Origin of the sequence: Pantoea sp. sgz302252 (assembly GCF_042610525.1) — a bacterium.
Classification (GTDB): Bacteria; Pseudomonadota; Gammaproteobacteria; order Enterobacterales; family Enterobacteriaceae; genus Erwinia.
Genome location: NZ_JBHDVM010000001.1, coordinates 253,795 through 270,839, shown reverse-complemented (window position 1 = coordinate 270,839; position 17,045 = coordinate 253,795). Strand labels below are relative to the sequence as shown.

Here is a 17,045-nt window from a genome sequence, read left to right as displayed (position 1 = left end):
ATTAACAGCTCCGGCAGCAGCAAATCATCGTAAAGCCGTTATTTTTTGCCTTGCACAGAAGAATATTATTACGCCATATTTTTCCCTTATATACAGGATATTATCCTGCTGGATTTGTTATTTTTTGCGCTTTGCCTCACGTTAAAATGATTTTTCGTTTCCGGCTCTATTTTCTGTCGAAGATTTCCATTGTATTCGCCTGAGCGATCGGTGAGAGTGAACTATCATTGAGTGACTGGCTTCAATTCCAGGCCTGCCTTGTTGGCGTTATGCCCGCTGGCAGGCCGCAATGAAAACGGATGTTTGTCGCTACTTACGTAACGTCGAAAACCGGTTTTAAAAAAGGGGTGCGCTATGACGACTATCTTTGATGAGTCCATTACGAACAGCCAACGACTCAGTGACGGGCCAGACTGGACTTTCGATCTGCTGGATGTCTATCTGCATGAGATTGACCGCGTCGCCAAACTCTATCGGCTGGATACCTATCCCCATCAAATCGAAGTCATTACTTCCGAACAGATGATGGATGCCTATTCCAGCGTCGGGATGCCTATTAACTATGCGCACTGGTCGTTCGGTAAAAAATTTATCGAAACGGAACAGCGCTATAAGCATGGACAGCAGGGGCTGGCCTACGAGATTGTGATTAACTCCAATCCCTGTATTGCCTATTTGATGGAAGAAAATACCATTACGATGCAGGCGCTGGTGATGGCGCATGCCTGCTATGGCCATAACTCCTTTTTTAAAAATAACTATTTATTCCGCAGCTGGACGGATGCCAGTTCCATCGTCGACTATTTGATTTTCGCCCGTAACTATATCAGCGAGTGCGAGGAGCGCTATGGCGTGGAAGAAGTCGAAAAGCTGCTGGATTCCTGTCATGCGCTGATGAACTACGGCGTGGATCGCTATAAACGCCCGCAAAAAATTTCGCTGCAGGAAGAGAAGGCTCGCCAGCGCAGCCGTGAAGAATACCTGCAAAGCCAGGTGAATATGCTGTGGCGTACGCTTCCACGCCGCGAGGCGGAGGCGCCTCATGCCGAAGCGGCGCGCTACCCCAGCGAACCGCAGGAAAACCTGCTCTATTTTATGGAAAAAAACGCGCCGCTGCTCGAGCCGTGGCAGCGCGAGATCCTGCGCATTGTGCGTAAAGTCAGCCAGTATTTTTATCCGCAGAAGCAGACTCAGGTGATGAATGAGGGCTGGGCAACCTTTTGGCACTACACCATTCTCAACCATCTTTATGATGAGGGAAAAGTCAGCGAGCGTTTTATGCTGGAGTTTCTGCACAGCCATACCAATGTGGTCTATCAGCCGCCCTATAACAGCCAGTGGTATAACGGCATTAACCCCTATGCGCTGGGCTTCGCTATGTTCCAGGATATCAAACGTATTTGCCAGCAGCCCACAGAGGAAGATCGCTACTGGTTCCCGGATATCGCCGGTTCAGACTGGCTGGAGACGCTACATTTCGCCATGCGCGAGTTTAAAGACGAAAGCTTTATCAGCCAGTTCCTGTCGCCTAAAGTGATGCGCGATTTCCGTCTGTTTACGGTAATGGATGACGATCGCAATAACTTCCTGGAGATTGCCGCAATCCACGACGAGGCGGGCTACCGGGCGATCCGCCAGCAGCTTTCCGCACAGTACAATCTGAGCAACCTTGAGCCGAATATTCAGGTTTATGATGTTGATTTACGCGGCGATCGTTCGTTAAGGCTGCGCTATGTGCCACACAGCCGCGCACCGTTGGATAAGAGCCGTCGCGAGGTGCTGAAACATGTGCACCGGCTGTGGGGGTTTGATGTGCATCTGGAACAGCAGAACGAAGATGGCAGCACCGAGATCCTTGACCGCTGTCCGCCTCGTGCTTCATCACTGTAGGCCATGACAGTCAAAAGCCGGTTCATCAGAACCGGCTTGAGATTGATGACAAACCCCAGGTCGCGTTTAAATCAGTGGCAGAGCAGCAGAGGCAGATCGGAACACGGACACGCCGTTAATCCGTCCGTGGAGGCTCGGTTGGCGCGTCCATGCGCCAAACGGTCCGCTTATCCGCTCAGCCTCTGCCGCTATCAAGTTGCCTTGTTGCGGTAGAAAAAAGCCAAAGTCCAGAAACGGTTTAGGTTTGTCAGCAGTCAAAAGCCGGTTCATCAGAACCGGCTTTTTTACAGGGTAGTTTGCGTCAGGCGCTTTTTTTCTGCCTGCGCGTGTCCTGAGCCTGACGTTGACCATGCCGCTCATGCGCGGGCGCGGGCACAAGAAAAGGTTCGGACATTAGCGTTTTCGCATTAGCCAGCATAAGCGCCCGAACTTCGTCTCCTGACAGCCTGCGTTGTGGTTTTTCGTCCATCAACCCCTCCTTAAATCTGCGCATGTTATACACTAACGCTGTTTCTTATTATAGCTCAGGCGCTGCTCCAGCCGTTGTCGACAGCTTTAGCTGAACCTTCTGCTTCTCTTCAACAGAGGCGTACATAACGTTATGATCGGGTAACTTCTGAAAACCAAATTTTTTATAATGCGGAATAAGAGCCGTATCTGGCTCAACCAGCCAGACGCCCAGGCTGTCGGTAATATCGGATAAAAGCGAAGTGATGGCTATCAGCGTCAGGCCTGTCAGTCGACCTTTAAGAGGATGGAGCAGAGAGCTGCGGGCTAATGACTCCAGCATAAATATATGCATCAAAAATACCCTTTCCGAAGAAAGAGTATTTTCAGAGATAAGCTAGCGGCGGGCGCTGGCTTCCACCGGCATACTGTTTTGCATGCTGTGCCAGATTTCCCCGCTGCGATGACCATAGTCGCGCACCGTTTCCACGATTTTATCCAGCTGCTGATCCCGGCAGATTTGTAGCAGCTGCTGATAAAATTCACGCGCCAGCTTTCGGGCTTCCGGATTGGAAAAATAGTGGCGGCCAACGCGAGTATAGAGCCCTTTTAATCCGTTAAGGATCAGGCCATAAATAGGATTGCCGGAGGCGAAAGCCAGCCCGCGGAAGACGGTGTAGTCCAGCTCAGTATAGGCTTCGGCATTATCTTCAACGTATTCTGCGGCGATGAGTACTTCCTGCGCCTTATCCGGATGGATGCGAATAGCGCGACGGATAAATACGGAGGAGATGTCAGTGCGTACGGAGAGCAAACTGTCGATAAGCTGCGGCACGCTATCGTGATCGAGACGGGCAAGCGTTTCCAGGATGCTCAGGCCAGAGGTCTCCCAGAAGTTATTAACTTTAGTAGGCTTGCCGTGCTGAATGGTAAGCCAGCCATCGCGCGCCAGGCGTTGCAGCACTTCGCGCAGCGTGGTACGGGTTACGCCGATTAGCTCTGACAGTTCGCGTTCGGCAGGCAGGATCGATCCTGGTGGAAAACGGCTGTTCCAGATACTCTCAATAATATATTCTTCAGCGAAACCCGCAGGGCTCTGCGCCTTAATAACCATAGCGTATTGTTTCCGTTACGTTCAGGACTGCAAAATTTCGGCTAATCATACCAGACCCCGAAGCTGTCACCTAGACTACCTAAGACGTAAAACGTTGTCGAAATCGCAATTTTCCACCATGACGAGCTTAACTCAGTGGTTTTTGCTGGCTCTGCTGTGGGTTTTAATATCATGGATACATTTTTTTACACTGCGGCCCGGCCGGAGCGTTTTCAGCCGCATAAATTTAGCCCATAGTGGCTGGTACAAAAACGCTTTTGGTTTACACTGCCGATTCTACGCCTATTACAGGGATTGATTATGTTGCGATATTTAAACAGCAGTTCTCGCGGTCGGAGCGCATGGCTGATTATGGCCCTCACCGCTTTAGCTCTCGAAATGACGGCGCTCTATTTTCAACACGTAATGCTGCTCAGGCCTTGCGTTATGTGCATTTATGAACGCTGCGCTCTGTTTGGTATTTTAGGCGCTGCCCTGATTGGCGCTATTGCGCCAAAAACACCCTTACGCTGGGTAGCTATTTTGCTTTGGCTTTACAGCGCCGTGGAAGGTTTGCGTCTGGCATGGGAACATACCATGATTCAGTTGCATCCCAATCCCTTTGTCACCTGCGATTTCGCCGCCCGCTTCCCGCAATGGCTGCCGTTGGATAAATGGCTGCCCTCGGTATTTGTCGCTACCGGCGACTGCGCGGAAAATCAATGGTCGCTGTTTACGCTGGGTATGCCGCAGTGGATGGTGGTGATTTTCGCCGCTTACCTTATCGTAGCGGCGGCGGTACTGCTCGCTCAATTTTTCCCGCCAAAAAAGCGCGAGATTTTCTCACGTTAATTCAGGCGCGTCTGGCGCAGTAATATTCGCGGCCCGTCTGGTTACCGGGCAGACGGCTGCGATATCCCTTCTTCTTTTCCTTTCTGTTTGTAAGGCTTCTGTACAGCGGCTACGCTTATCAGACCAGTTATGACAAAAAGGGAAACTATGAAAAATATCGCTTTGGCCTTCTCTTTGGCGTTTTCCGTCACGCTGCTATCTGGCTGCGCGCACTGGGGCGCTCATGATACCCACAGCCCGCCACCACCGCCTCCAGGCAGTCTGGAGCAGCCTTCCGGCGCGCCGGGCGGCACCAGTCCCGTAGGGGAACTCAGAGACTAAGGAGAAAAACCGCCGCTGGCGGTTTTCAAACGGCTGACAAACCTGAAGCGATGGAGGGCCTGTGACTGGAGTAAAGCATTACGGGCCATGGACGGCAGCCGCCACGGACGGCGCTTTTTGCGTCTTTACGGAAGACACAGGCCCTCCTGAGCCGGCACCGGCATACTTTATCATCAATCTAAAAAACCGCCGCTGGCGGTTTTTCTGAATGACCTGAATCTTTTTTGCTATGGCATCAGGCTGCCTGTTATGCCGACAGCCTTAATCAATGCGCGGCCCGCTCGCTTCAGCCAGCCATACCTTTATGGAGGATTTGCAGTACGCTGTTTAAATCCTCAAGGTCAACCTGCCCGGATGCTGAGGCATCGCCAAGCATAGCGAAGGTCAGCGCTGAGCCGCTCAGTTCGCCGCTCATTCTTGAAAGTACGCCGGTTTCGCCCATTGACATGGTTAATAGCGGGCGCTGGGCATAACGCTGGTGCATTTCCAGCGTGGCGGAAAGCAGCGTCAGCACGTCCGCAGGCATTTTCGGCATAGCCGCCAGTTTCAGGATATCGGCGCCGCGCGCCTGCTGCTCGCGCAGGCGCGAAATTATTTCCGGCGCCGCAGGCGTAGCATGCAGTTCATGGTTGGATAAAATGACTTTTCTGTTAGTTTTGTGGGCTAAAGCAATCAACGGATCGGTCAGCGCCCTGTCCCGATACATTTCTATATCCAGTAAATCAAACTGCCCTTTCTCCAACAGGGAGCGGTAGAGTGCGGCATACTCTTTATCGCTAATGGCTTTTTTGCCGCCTTCCGCCTGAGTACGGAATGTTAGTAGTAATAATTTGTCTCCCAGCATAGCTGAGACTTTGTGCGTTAGCGCCGCCACAGCTTCGGCACTGGTGGCATTTTCCAGAGGATCAACACGCAGCTCAAGCAGATGAAAATCCTCTCTTGCCGCCGCCTTACCGACAAAATCGATTAATTCCTTTTCAGTGGTGGCTGTGGTGGGAATAATCACCTTTGGCTGACCTTCGCCAATAGCGATATTTTTTACCTTAAGCACGGGTTTATTTTCAGGCCGAGGCGTGGATTGTTCGCCAGGTGTTGCTTTTGCCGCAGGCGTAGACGCCATTAAAGAGAGCGCCACCAGCGCGCCGCCCGATCCGATAAAATCTCTGCGATGCATAATTACTTTAGCTCCTGCGTTAAGGGTAAAGAATTAAAGCATAGCAAAGAGGATTGAGGCGGCGGTTAAGCTTACCCCGCTTTGTGGCAATCGTAAGAACCGGAAATTTTTATCTGGCTGCGGCTACTACGCATGACTTCAACATCCAGCGTAGCTTTACCTTGCTGACTAACGTAGTCCATACCGTAATTGCCCTGAAATTTCGTCGCGGCAACCGTCCAGTGCATTTTTACATTGTCAGGGTCACCTTTTTGCTCTGACCAGGAGATTTTACGCCTGGTCGTTGCCACGCCGTTAACGCTGGCCCAGCCGCCGTCCGCAGCCTGTCCCGCCAGATGAAAAGGCCCGCACTGGCTATCGGCCTGGGTAATCAGCGGCAGAGAAAGTAACAGCGCGGCAAGAATATTAATTGATTTCATTTTTGTCCTGTTTACAACGATGATTGGCTGTTCTTGTAAACAGTATAGCGCGACCGTACAGGTTAAATTATCTGTGCTTTATTGTATCAACCCAGCGCGTAATGACTCAGCCGGATTGGGTACCCGGAACAGATTAAATGGTCGGTAGACTTATCGTCAGCACTGCATCCGGTGCAGGCTTGAGGACGCTCATTCAGCTAAATAGCGCCATTATTGAGATTGCGGGCTGCTGGTTTCCTGTACACAGGCTGGTTTTAAAAGCGCCCGGCGCGCAAAAAAAACCTGTACAACTTTAGGTTTCATGTATAACTTAACTGTTAAATCATTGTTTCCCTGAAATACAACGGAGCTCCCCAATGCAACAGTCTTTATCAACAGCAGTTTTTTCCAACACAATCTCAGCCTATTTCGATCGCGCAGCTCTGCCCTCACAACAGGAAACGCTAGGGTCAGTAGTCGTGGAGATTTTACGTTCAGGCCGCACCCTGAACCGCAAAGCTATCTGTATGTCCTTACTGGCACGTCTTGATTCAGTTTCATCTCTTCAGGAAGAACAACATCTCCAGCAACTGATTGGATTGCTGTTTTGCGAATAGGGAGTGACTAGTCTGAGCAGAGCTTTGCAGCCGGATGCGCCCAGAGGCAGAATGACCGGCGTACAAATCTTATTCAGAGAGGCTTCATGAAAAACCATAAAAATGAGAGACTTAAAGACGTCATTATCGGCGAGGCTGTATTAAAGCTACTGAGTGAAAAAGCTGCTGTGTCCTGGCGCGCGGTGCTGGCAAAACTTGAGGCGGTACTTCACGCCGGATTAAATGAGGAAAAGAAGCGTGCGGCCATGATGGCCATTCAGGAAGTAAAAGAAGAGATACAGCGACGCAGCAACAGCATGGCTGGCAATACTCTGCTGATGCCCGCAGCAAATGATAGTTAAGATGTAATACCAGGCTAAGCAAAAATTTTGCAGAAAAACCGTTAAATACGAAAAAAAAGATAGCAAACTTCCGCAGTCAATCCCGGCAGAAATAGCGTCTGCATTTTGCTGTTTTCCCAGGCATCTGGCAAAACAGTGGGCTCAGTGTCAGATAAGATTAAAATATAGCCTGTTAATTGCTAAATATTCGAAGGCAGTACCCTAATTGACCGGGTTATCAATGCATTTTTTTCATTATCATTTGAATAATTTCCAGGCATTTATGTCGGGTTTCAACATCAGTTGCCTCTTCTCTGAGACGGTGCAGAGCCTCTGTAATTTCATGCGTCTGCAGGGTGTTGTCCACTGTTAGCAATTTACTAACCGTTTTGCCAACGAAAGCCAGTAGCTCTTCAGAAATGCCATGATCATCTTTCTCCAAAACGCCTCCTTAAGGTGTATGGACATACAGTATACTATCTGCATATGCCTGTCTCCTTATACAGCCAATAGATACTCAATATTCTGCTTTCCTCAGGCTCACTTAACGGCAAACTTTCTGCCTCAATAGAGTGTTACTCGCTATTAATAAACGGTTTTTTTAGCGAAATGGCAACAGCGCTGAACCAGACGGATTTTAATTTATACTGAGCAGTATATGACCCGATAAAAATTGAGCATAACGCCCGGTTTGAAGTCCCGGTAGGAAGTAAAACATCAAAAAAATTACCCATTTTTGATATTTAGGTCTTTTTAACGCGCATTTTCTTCTTTAGAGACTACAGTCAAACGTGAGGCTATCATTAATCGTTCTAATGGAGGACTTATCGTGTTATTTCAAGACGAAGAGCAAGGTCACGTCATTATTGGCGAAGCGGCACTACATCTGGCGCTGGCTAAAAGAGAGATAACCGCTCTTTCCCTCATTGCCGAGCTTGGACGTATGAGAGCAAGTGTTAAAAGCAACAGGCGCCTGCATGAATTATCAGAAGCCCGAAATTGGCTGAGGACTTTTATCACGCCAGAGCACACCGTAATCTGCAAAAATTTGCGGACCTGAACGAAGACAAGAACTAACGCCAACGGACGTAGTCCGGCTCCGGCCGGAAGACGACAACGAGAGATGACCTCACAGGTCGCGCGAAAGCGTGTACCGGCCGGAGAAATTGTCAGGGATGACGCTCTTCTGCACCAGCCCAGTAATCTTCCAATGATTAACTCATCAGGGAAGATTAAAACACGGGCCAATAACTGCAAGCCAGTTTTCTGCCGTCTCTCCTGTCGTAACCAACAGGAGCTGGCTGGTCTTTGCCTGAAGCCATAGATGGAACATGCGTAAACTGGTGCTCGCCGCTTGAAGATGTTCAGGATGGTGGCACACGGCATGTTAATAACTGCTTATGGATGCGAACCCGAGCTTAAGTACATAACAGACTGGCCAGGTTTTATTACAGGTGGCTATAACGTTTTACGGGAAGCGAACGAGTAAAAGCCGCGCGGTGCGGCTTTTTTTAAAGCCGAATTTGCCAGCTATGCCCCAGAGCAACGCCAGCTAGTTAAAAAGACCTTTCAAATCAAACTACTTGCCGTACCAGCGCGGCTTATTGATGATGTGAGGAGCATCTTTTTGGAAGTAAGTTGATGTAGGTAGAATCTGGGTTTTAGCAATGCGTTACCGCAAACTGATTCATTGCCTTAAGGGGCTTTGAGGTGGTTTGCGGTAATTTTTTGCCCCATGTATGCCCCACAGTCAAAACGGCAGCCGGTCATCCCACACTTTCATCACCTGTCGCATTGACGCGCCTGAATATTCTTCTAACCTTAGGGAACTCATAAGCTGGGCTCCAGTCCAGAAAATATTTCGCCCGCTATCATTGCGGGCTTTTTTTTATACAAACCGTGCTAATTTTACGCTAAATTCGGGCAGGCCATATCTATTAACCTCGAACAATGTATGCTCCGCCTTTCAGTCGACTACACACTGAAAATTCTGGACTACCCTTTTCCTTGAACGAATTTATGCCCGTGTAACGCGGGCTTTTTTGCCCTAAAAGCCCCCGTTGTTCGGATTGAACAGCTGGAATGTCCGGCGCTCGCCCTCTTCAGTGGATACGTCCTTGAAACTGCACTGGTAGATTTCGATCCATTCGTTTGCCTGACGCAGCGTGAAATGGTGATTGTACTTTGCCAGATTCTGCACAAAATCTACTGTGGTAACCGTGCGGCGGCCCTGCGGACTAATTTTGATGCTCTGCCTATATGCTGTCCCGATATCGTCATAGCGTGCCATATGCCCTCCTCACCAACTGTTTTTATATACAGTAGTTCAGGTGCGTTAGTTGTGGCAACTGGATTAGGGGACAGTTAAATCGTGATCCCGCGCCGCATCGGTTGCCTTCTTTGCCGCCGCCGCCGCGCTATCTGCACCGGTGCGCGCTTCACTCGCCGCGCCGCTTACGTTCTGGTGAATATTGCGGATAGCATTGTAGATAACCGGATCAGCCAGCACGGGCTCGCCGTAGAGAATGTAATCGTTCAGACTACCCGGCGCACTGCCCTCCTGCAGATTAAACTGGCCAAGGGTCTGCCGGCCGCCGCGCGAGTATTCGACGGTGGCGCTGTAGCCACCAGGCAAGAGCGAAAATGAATACGCTCCCGCCACGTCAGTCACAACGCTGACGGTCTGGTTTTTGAGAACAGAAGTGGAGTTAATGGTGCTGGTAAGAGTAATCCTGGTGCCGGAAAGAATCGCGCCGAGAGGATCGCTCAGCACGCCAGATATGATAATTGGCTCTGCCATTATTTTGCCTTATAGAGTTATTGGTCGAGTCCGTCGATAGCTTTCATGCGGGCTTTCAACTCGTTAATCTCTGCCGCCTGGCTTTCAATAATCCCCTGCTGTGCCTTAACGGCACCTACCATGCGACTCAGTAGCGGCAGCATCTCGACTCCCCAGATATCAAGCGGCTTGAGCGCCATATCATCAGCGACTTCGTACAGATCCTGTGCGATAAAACCGCGCTTTGTGCTCTTGTCTTCACGCCCGTCATCCCAGACAAAAGACGCGGGCTTGATGGCCATAACTTTTTTCAGGTCTTCTACGTAATCAATATCGTAACTGATGTCCTTTTTACGCGTGCGATCTGATGTAGTTACTGACACATAGCCGACGTTCGCATTATTAATGAACCAGTTTAAAGTGCCGTTATATAGCATATTCCAGTAGTTGTTTACCTTAACGCCATTAGCTCCTGCGCCTGCAATGCCATTTTTAAACAGAACCGGAGCACCGGTAAGTGTAATGGTGCTCAGTGTTGAGTCGGCGGTAAACTCCATTGTGCCATTTGCACCATCACCTATTAAATATTTGGGTGCTCTGAAATTCGCGCCAAGGAGAGCTAAATTACTGGAATCATACTGCACAAAACGAGATGTTATTGAAGATGAGTTATTGAAGTAAAAGTTAAAAGATGGAGCAGAACTTTTAATTCCTATGCCGCTAAATGTAGGGGTGTCAGTGGTACCGAGCCCTAAATTTGTTGCAGCACCAGCTTTAGTTTTTGAACCCGTTCCGCCCTGGGACAAAGATACTGCGCCATCAGTCAGGTCTGCTTTGGCGGCAATTGCAGTAGTTATAGAGTTCCACGCCGGGCCGCTATACGTGCTGCCGTCAGGGAGTTTAACTGTGATGGTGCCGGTGCCGCTGTATACCTGCTGCCAGTTGGCCTTTTCCTGAATCATGCCGCGCAAAACCTTCGACATATCATTCATGGCTTGCTGGGTGATAGCCGTCTGTAGCGTGGCCGGTACCGCATTCCAGGCCAGTCCTGAGGCGGTTGGGCCAGTAAAGTTGGCCACGATAGTCAGGGAGGTATCGGATGCAATAGCTGACACAATCAGCGTATAAGGCACTCCGCCAACGATTACGCCGAGAAAGTCGCCAACTTTAAATTCTGTCGTGAATGACGTTCCGGTACCGGTTACGGTTGCTGATCCGTTAGTTAAAGCGATGGTGCCTGCTGGCATATTTTTCTCCAAATAGACAGCCGTCTTTATTATCAATAAAACAATAAAGCAGCAATAAATGCATTTACTCCTTGGATTACCATAAGAATAAATGTTATCTGATATAAAAAACACAAAGGAAAATTAAATGAAAAAGATTATCACTATCATTATCGGCGTTACCTCAATTTGCGGTTGCGTATCTAACACGCCGCCGATTTGCTATAACAAAGCAAATATATCCAACCACACTTATGATATAGCGGTATTCAAAAAAGAGGGGGCAAGATATTTGGCTGGAAATCCGTTTTACACCTGGACTGACAAATCACAGTTCATTGACACGTCAGATTGCGATAAGTTAAACCCCTAACGCCTGTTTGTAATAGGCATCATATATATTGCACTCTATATAGCCGACAGTCCCGGCAACCCACGTCGCCGGGCGAGAGGTTCCAGTGACCTGATTCTGCATATACCGATCATTTGCTGTTGCAGCATAGGCGCCCGAGCTATTAGTGCCTCCGCTGGCGCACTCGAACCACTGAATGCCGTTGCCTGGAAAAGCCGGATCGCTAACCTGAAACAGGCAGGAGGTGACACCATTAGTGGAAGCCAGCGGCACAGAAGATGTCACCGTTCCGCCATTCAGGATATTCATTTTCAGCGGCAGACAGTTATTGTGCCAGACCATCTGGCCTTGCCTGTACAGGAAAAAACCCCAATTAGGGGCGTTGATCATCACCTTAGCAAACAGATAAATCCGGCACGCCTGCATTGCGTTAAGGCCTGTGTTTCCCCTGAATTTGAATGACCAGTATCCGTTCTGATTTACTTCTTCCCACCAGACGTGGTCATAACCCCCATTCAATGCGCGATGAAAGGCGATCATTGGTACGGATGCAGGTATGTTTGTTTGCAGGATTTGCCCATAGCCCGGCGTCAGGTCAATTACCTGGGCCAGATTATAAGGAGTGAAGTCAGGTGCTATTTTGAAAGTCGGTGGATTTGTGCTGTAGTCATAAAGCGTAAATCCGAAATAAAGGTTGCTGCCAGCACCCGATGCTGGTGTGGCAGTAACCATCATTTTACAGCCGTTAGCGACGCTCCATGAAACAGTTTGCCCGCTCACTGACACAGAATAGCTTCGGTTATCAGTTCCGGCAGAAGAGAAAGTATTCATAAGCGCTGCAGAAAGAATGAACCCCGGTAGCGAATAGCTTTTGCTGCCAGAGCCTGATATGTCTGTTACGTCTGCAACAAAGTTAAATGACATCGCATTAAGGACGTCAAATGACGTCCCTTTTACAAAGGCTTGATGCCCCATACTCATAGGCGCTGTCCCATTACTGCGGCAGGGTTATTGTTCTCGTCGTAAGATACAATCCTGTTGTTAGAAATAAGCAGCCTTCCCTGCCCTGCCACCGAGCCATTTATCTCAAACGTCCCTGCCTTGTTAATATTCCATCCCGTGCTTCCTGCCACATAGTTATTAGATTGGATGTAATTACCGATCATGGCATTGGTTATCCAGCCTTCGCCGATAAAGGCCTGATTGATGAGCGTCTGGCCGTCTTTAATGACAAACGGGGAATAATAGTTCCCGCTGCTGCCGCTGATCACCACGAACTGATTGGCATTGACGGCCAGGCGGGTATCGACGGAAGAGCCGTTTATGGTGACCGCGACAGACAGTCCAGCATCGTAGTTCGTGCCGCCATAGCGCAGCCCGGTCTTTAGCGTGTAAATTGCCGATCCGCCCGCCGCATCAGCGTAAGCCGTAAATTTCTGCTGCAGCGCGGCCTGCGTCTCTGCGTACTGCGCCACCACATCCGTTTCCAGTTGAGCCACGGAGCTTTCTGCATCTGCCGCCACTTTCTGCGCCTGCAGGATGCCCGCGCGGTTCTCGCCGTATGTCGCCCATTGCTGATCCACCGTTTCATAGGTCGCCAGCATGCTCTGCAGTAGCGCTTCCGGATCGGTTTCCAGTTCCGCTAACAGCGCCTTACCGTCCTCTGCGGTCAGGAATTTATCAGTGATATCGCCAAGCAGCGCGGTTGCATCCACGGAGGACATGCCGCCTACAAACTCCGTCCAGTCACCTTTATTTCCAATACGGTCAACCAGCCGCGCACGGTACCAGCGGCGAACCCCTGCGGGCATTGGCCCATGCTGATAGCTCACGCCGGGATATGGCACATAAGCCAGCAGCAGCGGATTCTGGCCGTCTGCCGTGGTGGCCTGCTGGATTTCGGTGTAGGCGGTATCGCCTGAGCCATCCGGGAACGCCCAAGTAATGTCGATCGCCCACACCACATCATCCGTAGCTTTCAGGCTGACCGGCGTACCGGGCTTGCCAATCTTGCCGTTGAGCGCCGTGGAATCTGCGTAGCCCCACGGCGAGGAAACATCCATCGCGTTAACCGACCGCACGCGCACGTCATAAACGCCAGCGTAAATGCCCTGAATGGTGAAGCCCTGAGAGCTTACCTGCCCCACGTTTACCCAGTCGCCATTGTCTTTGCGCCACTGTGCCGTATAGCGGATGGCATTGTCGGCCTTGTCCCACGTCACCTGCATTGATGCCACGGTCAGGCCCTGGGCGACGTGATCCACTTCGGTGATGGTGATGTTTTTCGGCGCCTGCATCACGCCGGGCGGCGTCACGGTAATCGGCGCCGGGTCAATCTTCACGCCGTCGTCGATGTAGCGGTATTTGTTCGGGTCATGCTGCACGCCGGACACGGTAAAAGTTCCGTCGTCGCCGGACGCAATGTAGGTCACGCGAAAGTACTGGATAGCCAGGTTGTCGCTGTCGATAGCCCATACCGCGCCAGCGGCTGGCGTCTGGCTGTAGGCAGTGCTGACCCGCATCGTTTTCTTATCGGCGCTGACAGAAGCTATGGTTCGCGTCTGCGCACTTCCGTCCGGCAGATTCAGCACCAAGCGATCGCCAGCAGCATAATCAGCAGCCCGGTCAAGGGTGATACTCAGACCATTAACGGCGCTGACGCGGCCACCGTTCGGCTTGCCCGCCCGGTATGGATCGGCCACGCCGATGATTTCAGCCGGCAGCGGGATGTAGCCATCAAGGCCCACGCCAAACGAGATAGTCCCGTCCTTAGCATTCGACAGGATAGCCCAGCGGCCCCTGCGGTGCGCCTCGCTCTGTGATGTACAGCCAATAGCCGTCAGCTGCGTTTCGTTTACGCCGTAGCGCTGCACCAGGTCAGTATCGTAAACGCCCTCAACCGTGTCGGAATAGTGATTCTGCGGATCTGACCATGACACCTGACACGACGTGTAGCGGTTCTTGTACGTGCCGCCCGCGTAGGTAAACAGGCCGTCGATAACGTTAGAAGCGTGATAGACGAAATCCACGTCGTTCTGCGGAACGTCAGCCTTCACATAAATCTGGTCGTTACCCCAGAATGTGATGCCACGAAATATCGCCGCAATGTCCTTCAGCACGTTATAGGCGTCCTGCTGGCTCTGGATATAAACGTTGCAGGTAAAGCGCGGCTCCATGCCGCCTGCGCCGTCCGGCACCATCTCATCACAATACTGAGCAATGGCGTACAGCTCCCACTTGTCGATCATGGTCGCATCGACGCGGTTGCCCATGCCGTAAATTTCATCCAACACCAGATCGTAGAAAATCCACGCCGGGTTATTTGAATAGGCCCAGCGGAAGTCGCCCGCCCAGGTGCCGCCGTAAGTGCGTGTGATCGGATCGTAGGTTGTGGGCACGCGCACCAGCTTGCCTTTCGGCTTGCAGGTCGTTTTTGGCACGCTGCCGTTAAACTGGCTGGAGTCCAGCTCCATGTACAGCAGCGCCGTGTTGGGATAACGCAGCTTGCTGTCGATAACCTCTGCGACGGAGTAAACGCTGAAGGCGTTAACCAGTTTGGTTGAGGTGGAATCAGCGGTGATGCGCCGGACGCGAACCGACCAGCCGGACGTTGCCGAAGGCAGGTCGATGCGGTGATCGTGCTGGTACTCTGAGGTGGTTTTCCCGTCAAACGTGGCATTAACGACGTTCTGCCATGCGCCGCCGTCAACGGACAGGTCAATCGCATACTGCGTCACGGTGCCAACCATGTCGCCGTTATCTTTATAGGCATACTGCGCTGGCAGGCTCAGCTTTACGCGCACCGCGTCGAGATTCAGATCGGTGAACTGGCGCACCCAGGGCGAGGCAGTCTTTACCTGCACGCCGATGCTCAGCTCGTTATCAATTTCCGGCAGACCCTGTATGTAGGACTGATCCTGCGTTCCGGTGCGGTATTCCCACTTCACGCCGCTGAAATTGTATGAACCGTCATCGTTAGCCAGCGGCGTATCGTTCAGGAAAATTTGCTGCGCTGTCAGCTCGCCCTGAATCTCTCCCTCAGAGATGGCCAGCAGCATTTTCAGTTTGGCTACGGACAGCAGGTCGTCCGGCTCTTCCACCGGAGTATGCGCGCTACCACCGCCACCCTTGCGGCCCTGGATCATCGTCGTGCGCTGGAGTAATTGCATATTTCACCCATAAAAAAAGCCACCCGAAGGTGGCCTGAAGCTGATGTGATTTACTGCTGGTCGCTGGAGAAGATGCCAGCGCTGATAATCGCGCCGCCAATCTCCCTGCTGCCATACAGCAGCGGCACCGGATAGCCCATAGAAACGGTGTTAATCGGTGCGCCAAACGCGTAGTTGGGCTGGTTATCGGTGCTGGAAGCCGATCCGATATTGTATTTTGGCTGCGGCGTCAGCATGCTCACCACGCCGCCAAGCATCATCGACAGGCCCATACCGGTCAGGGCAGTTACCGCCAGCGCAGCTCCGCCTGTTGCCGCTGCGGCTCCGGTTGCCAGCCCCATCGTGGCGCCCCAGGCTCCCAGTGAAGCACCGGCAGTGAAGAATGCCGCGACCAGCGCCACCGCACCGACCACAATTTGCAGCGCGCCGCCACTTTTTCGCCCTTCAATCACCGGCATCATGCGATATTCTTCCGCGCCGCCTGACATATCAAATTCCGCCAGGCCAATATTGTTGCCGCCGCACCAGAACGTGAAGCGCACGCCGTTAAGGTGCGCGTTTGACATGTACTTTTTAAATCCCGGTACGGTAGCGCACATGGCCCGCAGCATCTCGCGTAGATCCGCCACGTGATAGCGGTGTATTTTGCCAAATCTCTTGCCCGCCGCGCCGCCTAGCGTCAGTGTCTTAAGCATCGATCAACTCCTTTCTGCGCACGACGCGCACCGTTCGATCCCGATAATATTTGCCGTAAGGCACTCTTGCCGACAGATTGCCGAAGGAGTGATGCAGGATAATGTTGTCGCCGAGATATATGGCGGCGTGGTTGGTGACTGGTGCGCTGACCTGCATCATCACCATATCGCCCGGCTGCATTTCATCGCGCGGCACCTCGACAAACCCTTCCGCCTGCCAGTTGTCGTCATAACGGTTTTCCTTGCCGTCTTTCCACCACTCATAATCCACCGACCAGTTATTCAGCGCCAGCCCGTGCTCCTGCCGGTAATAATCCATCACCAGCGTCCAGCAGTCGGCATGCCCCAACACCCAGCGCCGCCCGGCCAGCTCACGTTCGCCGCGCGGTGACAGCGTGCAGAAATCGCCGTCCGGCCACGACATAATTCCCCACTCAACGCCGGAGTAATCGCACTGGATGCGGTCAACCTCTGATGGCACCAGTTGCACCACGTCCGGATGAGAATGGATAATCATTAGCACCTCGCCCCGCGCTTCCGCCGCCGCGTAGTCGTCCGGCGCCAGGGTAAAACTTTCGGTCGGCGTGTCTGAAATGTTCCGGCACGGCAGGTACTCCTGCGCCCGGCCGATCTGCACCACCACGCCGCAGGCCTCGTTTGGATATTCCGCCTGCACGTGGGCCGTAATGGCATCCATGATTTTTTTCCGCAT

At 51.7% G+C, this 17,045-nt stretch carries 20 protein-coding genes; 7 read left to right on the top strand and 13 right to left on the bottom strand.

The genetic code is table 11. From position 1 onward, the window contains the following. Nucleotides 1-354 precede the first annotated feature (354 nt). Nucleotides 355-1,890 carry a SpoVR family protein gene (locus tag ACETPC_RS01290; protein WP_380177877.1) on the top strand — a complete coding sequence of 512 codons (1,536 nt, stop codon included), beginning with the start codon at nt 355-357 and terminating at the stop codon, nt 1,888-1,890. Nucleotides 1,891-2,191: 301 nt separating this feature from the next. On the opposite strand, the gene ACETPC_RS01285 is transcribed toward ACETPC_RS01290, so the two are convergent. From ACETPC_RS01285 to fadR, 3 genes are read right to left on the bottom strand one after another with little or no spacing between them, the layout of a single operon-like run. Beyond that, nucleotides 2,192-2,359 (bottom strand): hypothetical protein, encoded by a 168-nt coding sequence (locus ACETPC_RS01285; protein ID WP_380177875.1) that lies wholly within the window; start codon nt 2,357-2,359, stop codon nt 2,192-2,194. A gap of 48 nt (nt 2,360-2,407) precedes the next feature. Beyond that, complete coding sequence (locus tag ACETPC_RS01280; RefSeq protein ID WP_380177874.1) at nt 2,408-2,692, bottom strand: hypothetical protein; 285 nt, start codon at nt 2,690-2,692, stop codon at nt 2,408-2,410. Between the two features lie 42 nt (nt 2,693-2,734). Further along, nucleotides 2,735-3,451 (bottom strand): fatty acid metabolism transcriptional regulator FadR, encoded by a 717-nt coding sequence (fadR, locus tag ACETPC_RS01275; protein WP_380177872.1) that lies wholly within the window; start codon nt 3,449-3,451, stop codon nt 2,735-2,737. Nucleotides 3,452-3,751: 300 nt separating this feature from the next. Here fadR and dsbB point away from each other — a divergent pair, with 300 nt between their 5' ends. Together dsbB and ACETPC_RS01265 are read left to right on the top strand one after the other, a co-directional pair. After that, on the top strand, nt 3,752-4,282 hold the full coding sequence (dsbB, locus tag ACETPC_RS01270; protein ID WP_380177870.1) for a disulfide bond formation protein DsbB: 531 nt from the start codon (nt 3,752-3,754) through the stop codon (nt 4,280-4,282). Nucleotides 4,283-4,429: 147 nt separating this feature from the next. Then, nucleotides 4,430-4,603 carry a hypothetical protein gene (locus ACETPC_RS01265; RefSeq protein ID WP_380177868.1) on the top strand — a complete coding sequence of 58 codons (174 nt, stop codon included), beginning with the start codon at nt 4,430-4,432 and terminating at the stop codon, nt 4,601-4,603. A 286-nt stretch (nt 4,604-4,889) separates the two neighbouring features. Here ACETPC_RS01265 and aroD read toward each other — a convergent pair whose 3' ends face one another. Together aroD and ACETPC_RS01255 are read right to left on the bottom strand one after the other, a co-directional pair. After that, complete coding sequence (aroD, locus tag ACETPC_RS01260) at nt 4,890-5,777, bottom strand: type I 3-dehydroquinate dehydratase (protein WP_380177866.1); 888 nt, start codon at nt 5,775-5,777, stop codon at nt 4,890-4,892. A gap of 71 nt (nt 5,778-5,848) precedes the next feature. Continuing rightward, nucleotides 5,849-6,196: a hypothetical protein gene (locus ACETPC_RS01255; RefSeq protein WP_380177864.1), complete on the bottom strand. Its 348-nt coding sequence runs from the start codon at nt 6,194-6,196 to the stop codon at nt 5,849-5,851. A gap of 356 nt (nt 6,197-6,552) precedes the next feature. Between ACETPC_RS01255 and ycgZ the strand changes: the two genes are divergently transcribed. Further along, entirely contained in the window at nt 6,553-6,792 is a 240-nt protein-coding gene (gene ycgZ / locus ACETPC_RS01250; protein ID WP_380177862.1) for a regulatory protein YcgZ, read from the top strand. Between the two features lie 86 nt (nt 6,793-6,878). Further along, nucleotides 6,879-7,133, top strand: a complete 255-nt coding sequence (locus ACETPC_RS01245; RefSeq protein WP_380177860.1) for a hypothetical protein — start codon at nt 6,879-6,881, stop codon at nt 7,131-7,133. A gap of 217 nt (nt 7,134-7,350) precedes the next feature. Here the strand turns inward: ACETPC_RS01245 and ACETPC_RS01240 are convergent, their stop codons facing one another. Continuing rightward, a complete protein-coding gene (locus tag ACETPC_RS01240; protein WP_380177858.1) occupies nt 7,351-7,554 on the bottom strand; it encodes a hypothetical protein in 204 nt (67 codons plus the stop codon). 387 nt (nt 7,555-7,941) lie between these two features. Here ACETPC_RS01240 and ACETPC_RS01235 point away from each other — a divergent pair, with 387 nt between their 5' ends. Continuing rightward, nucleotides 7,942-8,172 (top strand): hypothetical protein, encoded by a 231-nt coding sequence (locus ACETPC_RS01235; RefSeq protein WP_380177856.1) that lies wholly within the window; start codon nt 7,942-7,944, stop codon nt 8,170-8,172. A 987-nt stretch (nt 8,173-9,159) separates the two neighbouring features. Here ACETPC_RS01235 and ACETPC_RS01230 read toward each other — a convergent pair. From ACETPC_RS01230 to ACETPC_RS01220, 3 genes are all read right to left on the bottom strand, one after another. After that, nucleotides 9,160-9,402, bottom strand: coding sequence for a DNA polymerase V (locus ACETPC_RS01230; protein WP_380177854.1), 243 nt, complete (start codon nt 9,400-9,402; stop codon nt 9,160-9,162). 63 nt (nt 9,403-9,465) lie between these two features. Continuing rightward, nucleotides 9,466-9,912, bottom strand: a complete 447-nt coding sequence (locus ACETPC_RS01225) for a prophage tail fiber N-terminal domain-containing protein (protein WP_380177852.1) — start codon at nt 9,910-9,912, stop codon at nt 9,466-9,468. Between the two features lie 17 nt (nt 9,913-9,929). Then, entirely contained in the window at nt 9,930-11,138 is a 1,209-nt protein-coding gene (locus ACETPC_RS01220; protein WP_380177850.1) for a tail fiber domain-containing protein, read from the bottom strand. 127 nt (nt 11,139-11,265) lie between these two features. Here ACETPC_RS01220 and ACETPC_RS01215 point away from each other — a divergent pair, with 127 nt between their 5' ends. Continuing rightward, entirely contained in the window at nt 11,266-11,490 is a 225-nt protein-coding gene (locus ACETPC_RS01215) for a hypothetical protein (RefSeq protein WP_380177848.1), read from the top strand. Here ACETPC_RS01215 and ACETPC_RS01210 read toward each other — a convergent pair. The 4 genes from ACETPC_RS01210 to ACETPC_RS01195 are packed head-to-tail and all read right to left on the bottom strand — an operon-like array spanning nt 11,479 to nt 17,045. Beyond that, the gene (locus tag ACETPC_RS01210; RefSeq protein WP_380177846.1) at nt 11,479-12,450 is read right to left on the bottom strand and encodes a hypothetical protein; all 972 of its coding nucleotides are present in this window, start codon (nt 12,448-12,450) and stop codon (nt 11,479-11,481) included. The genes ACETPC_RS01215 and ACETPC_RS01210 overlap by 12 nt on opposite strands. Further along, entirely contained in the window at nt 12,447-15,638 is a 3,192-nt protein-coding gene (locus ACETPC_RS01205) for a host specificity protein J (protein WP_380177844.1), read from the bottom strand. The genes ACETPC_RS01210 and ACETPC_RS01205 overlap by 4 nt, the downstream gene beginning before the upstream one ends. A 50-nt stretch (nt 15,639-15,688) precedes the next feature. Next, complete coding sequence (locus ACETPC_RS01200) at nt 15,689-16,333, bottom strand: tail assembly protein (RefSeq protein WP_380177842.1); 645 nt, start codon at nt 16,331-16,333, stop codon at nt 15,689-15,691. Next, the gene (locus ACETPC_RS01195; RefSeq protein WP_380177840.1) at nt 16,326-17,045 is read right to left on the bottom strand and encodes a C40 family peptidase; all 720 of its coding nucleotides are present in this window, start codon (nt 17,043-17,045) and stop codon (nt 16,326-16,328) included. Before ACETPC_RS01195 ends, ACETPC_RS01200 begins: the two co-directional genes overlap by 8 nt.

Coding starts and splice junctions, on each gene's coding strand:
- fadR (WP_380177872.1), bottom strand. CDS start 3,451: ATGGTTATTAAGGCGCAGAGCCCTGCGGGTTTCGCTGAAGAATATATT.
- ACETPC_RS01200 (WP_380177842.1), bottom strand. CDS start 16,333: ATGCTTAAGACACTGACGCTAGGCGGCGCGGCGGGCAAGAGATTTGGC.
- ycgZ (WP_380177862.1), top strand. CDS start 6,553: ATGCAACAGTCTTTATCAACAGCAGTTTTTTCCAACACAATCTCAGCC.
- ACETPC_RS01255 (WP_380177864.1), bottom strand. CDS start 6,196: ATGAAATCAATTAATATTCTTGCCGCGCTGTTACTTTCTCTGCCGCTG.
- ACETPC_RS01285 (WP_380177875.1), bottom strand. CDS start 2,359: ATGGACGAAAAACCACAACGCAGGCTGTCAGGAGACGAAGTTCGGGCG.
- ACETPC_RS01280 (WP_380177874.1), bottom strand. CDS start 2,692: ATGCATATATTTATGCTGGAGTCATTAGCCCGCAGCTCTCTGCTCCAT.
- ACETPC_RS01230 (WP_380177854.1), bottom strand. CDS start 9,402: ATGGCACGCTATGACGATATCGGGACAGCATATAGGCAGAGCATCAAA.
- aroD (WP_380177866.1), bottom strand. CDS start 5,777: ATGCATCGCAGAGATTTTATCGGATCGGGCGGCGCGCTGGTGGCGCTC.
- dsbB (WP_380177870.1), top strand. CDS start 3,752: ATGTTGCGATATTTAAACAGCAGTTCTCGCGGTCGGAGCGCATGGCTG.
- ACETPC_RS01225 (WP_380177852.1), bottom strand. CDS start 9,912: ATGGCAGAGCCAATTATCATATCTGGCGTGCTGAGCGATCCTCTCGGC.
- ACETPC_RS01220 (WP_380177850.1), bottom strand. CDS start 11,138: ATGCCAGCAGGCACCATCGCTTTAACTAACGGATCAGCAACCGTAACC.
- ACETPC_RS01195 (WP_380177840.1), bottom strand. CDS start 17,045: ATGCGGAAAAAAATCATGGATGCCATTACGGCCCACGTGCAGGCGGAA.
- ACETPC_RS01245 (WP_380177860.1), top strand. CDS start 6,879: ATGAAAAACCATAAAAATGAGAGACTTAAAGACGTCATTATCGGCGAG.
- ACETPC_RS01290 (WP_380177877.1), top strand. CDS start 355: ATGACGACTATCTTTGATGAGTCCATTACGAACAGCCAACGACTCAGT.
- ACETPC_RS01215 (WP_380177848.1), top strand. CDS start 11,266: ATGAAAAAGATTATCACTATCATTATCGGCGTTACCTCAATTTGCGGT.
- ACETPC_RS01265 (WP_380177868.1), top strand. CDS start 4,430: ATGAAAAATATCGCTTTGGCCTTCTCTTTGGCGTTTTCCGTCACGCTG.
- ACETPC_RS01210 (WP_380177846.1), bottom strand. CDS start 12,450: ATGAGTATGGGGCATCAAGCCTTTGTAAAAGGGACGTCATTTGACGTC.
- ACETPC_RS01205 (WP_380177844.1), bottom strand. CDS start 15,638: ATGCAATTACTCCAGCGCACGACGATGATCCAGGGCCGCAAGGGTGGC.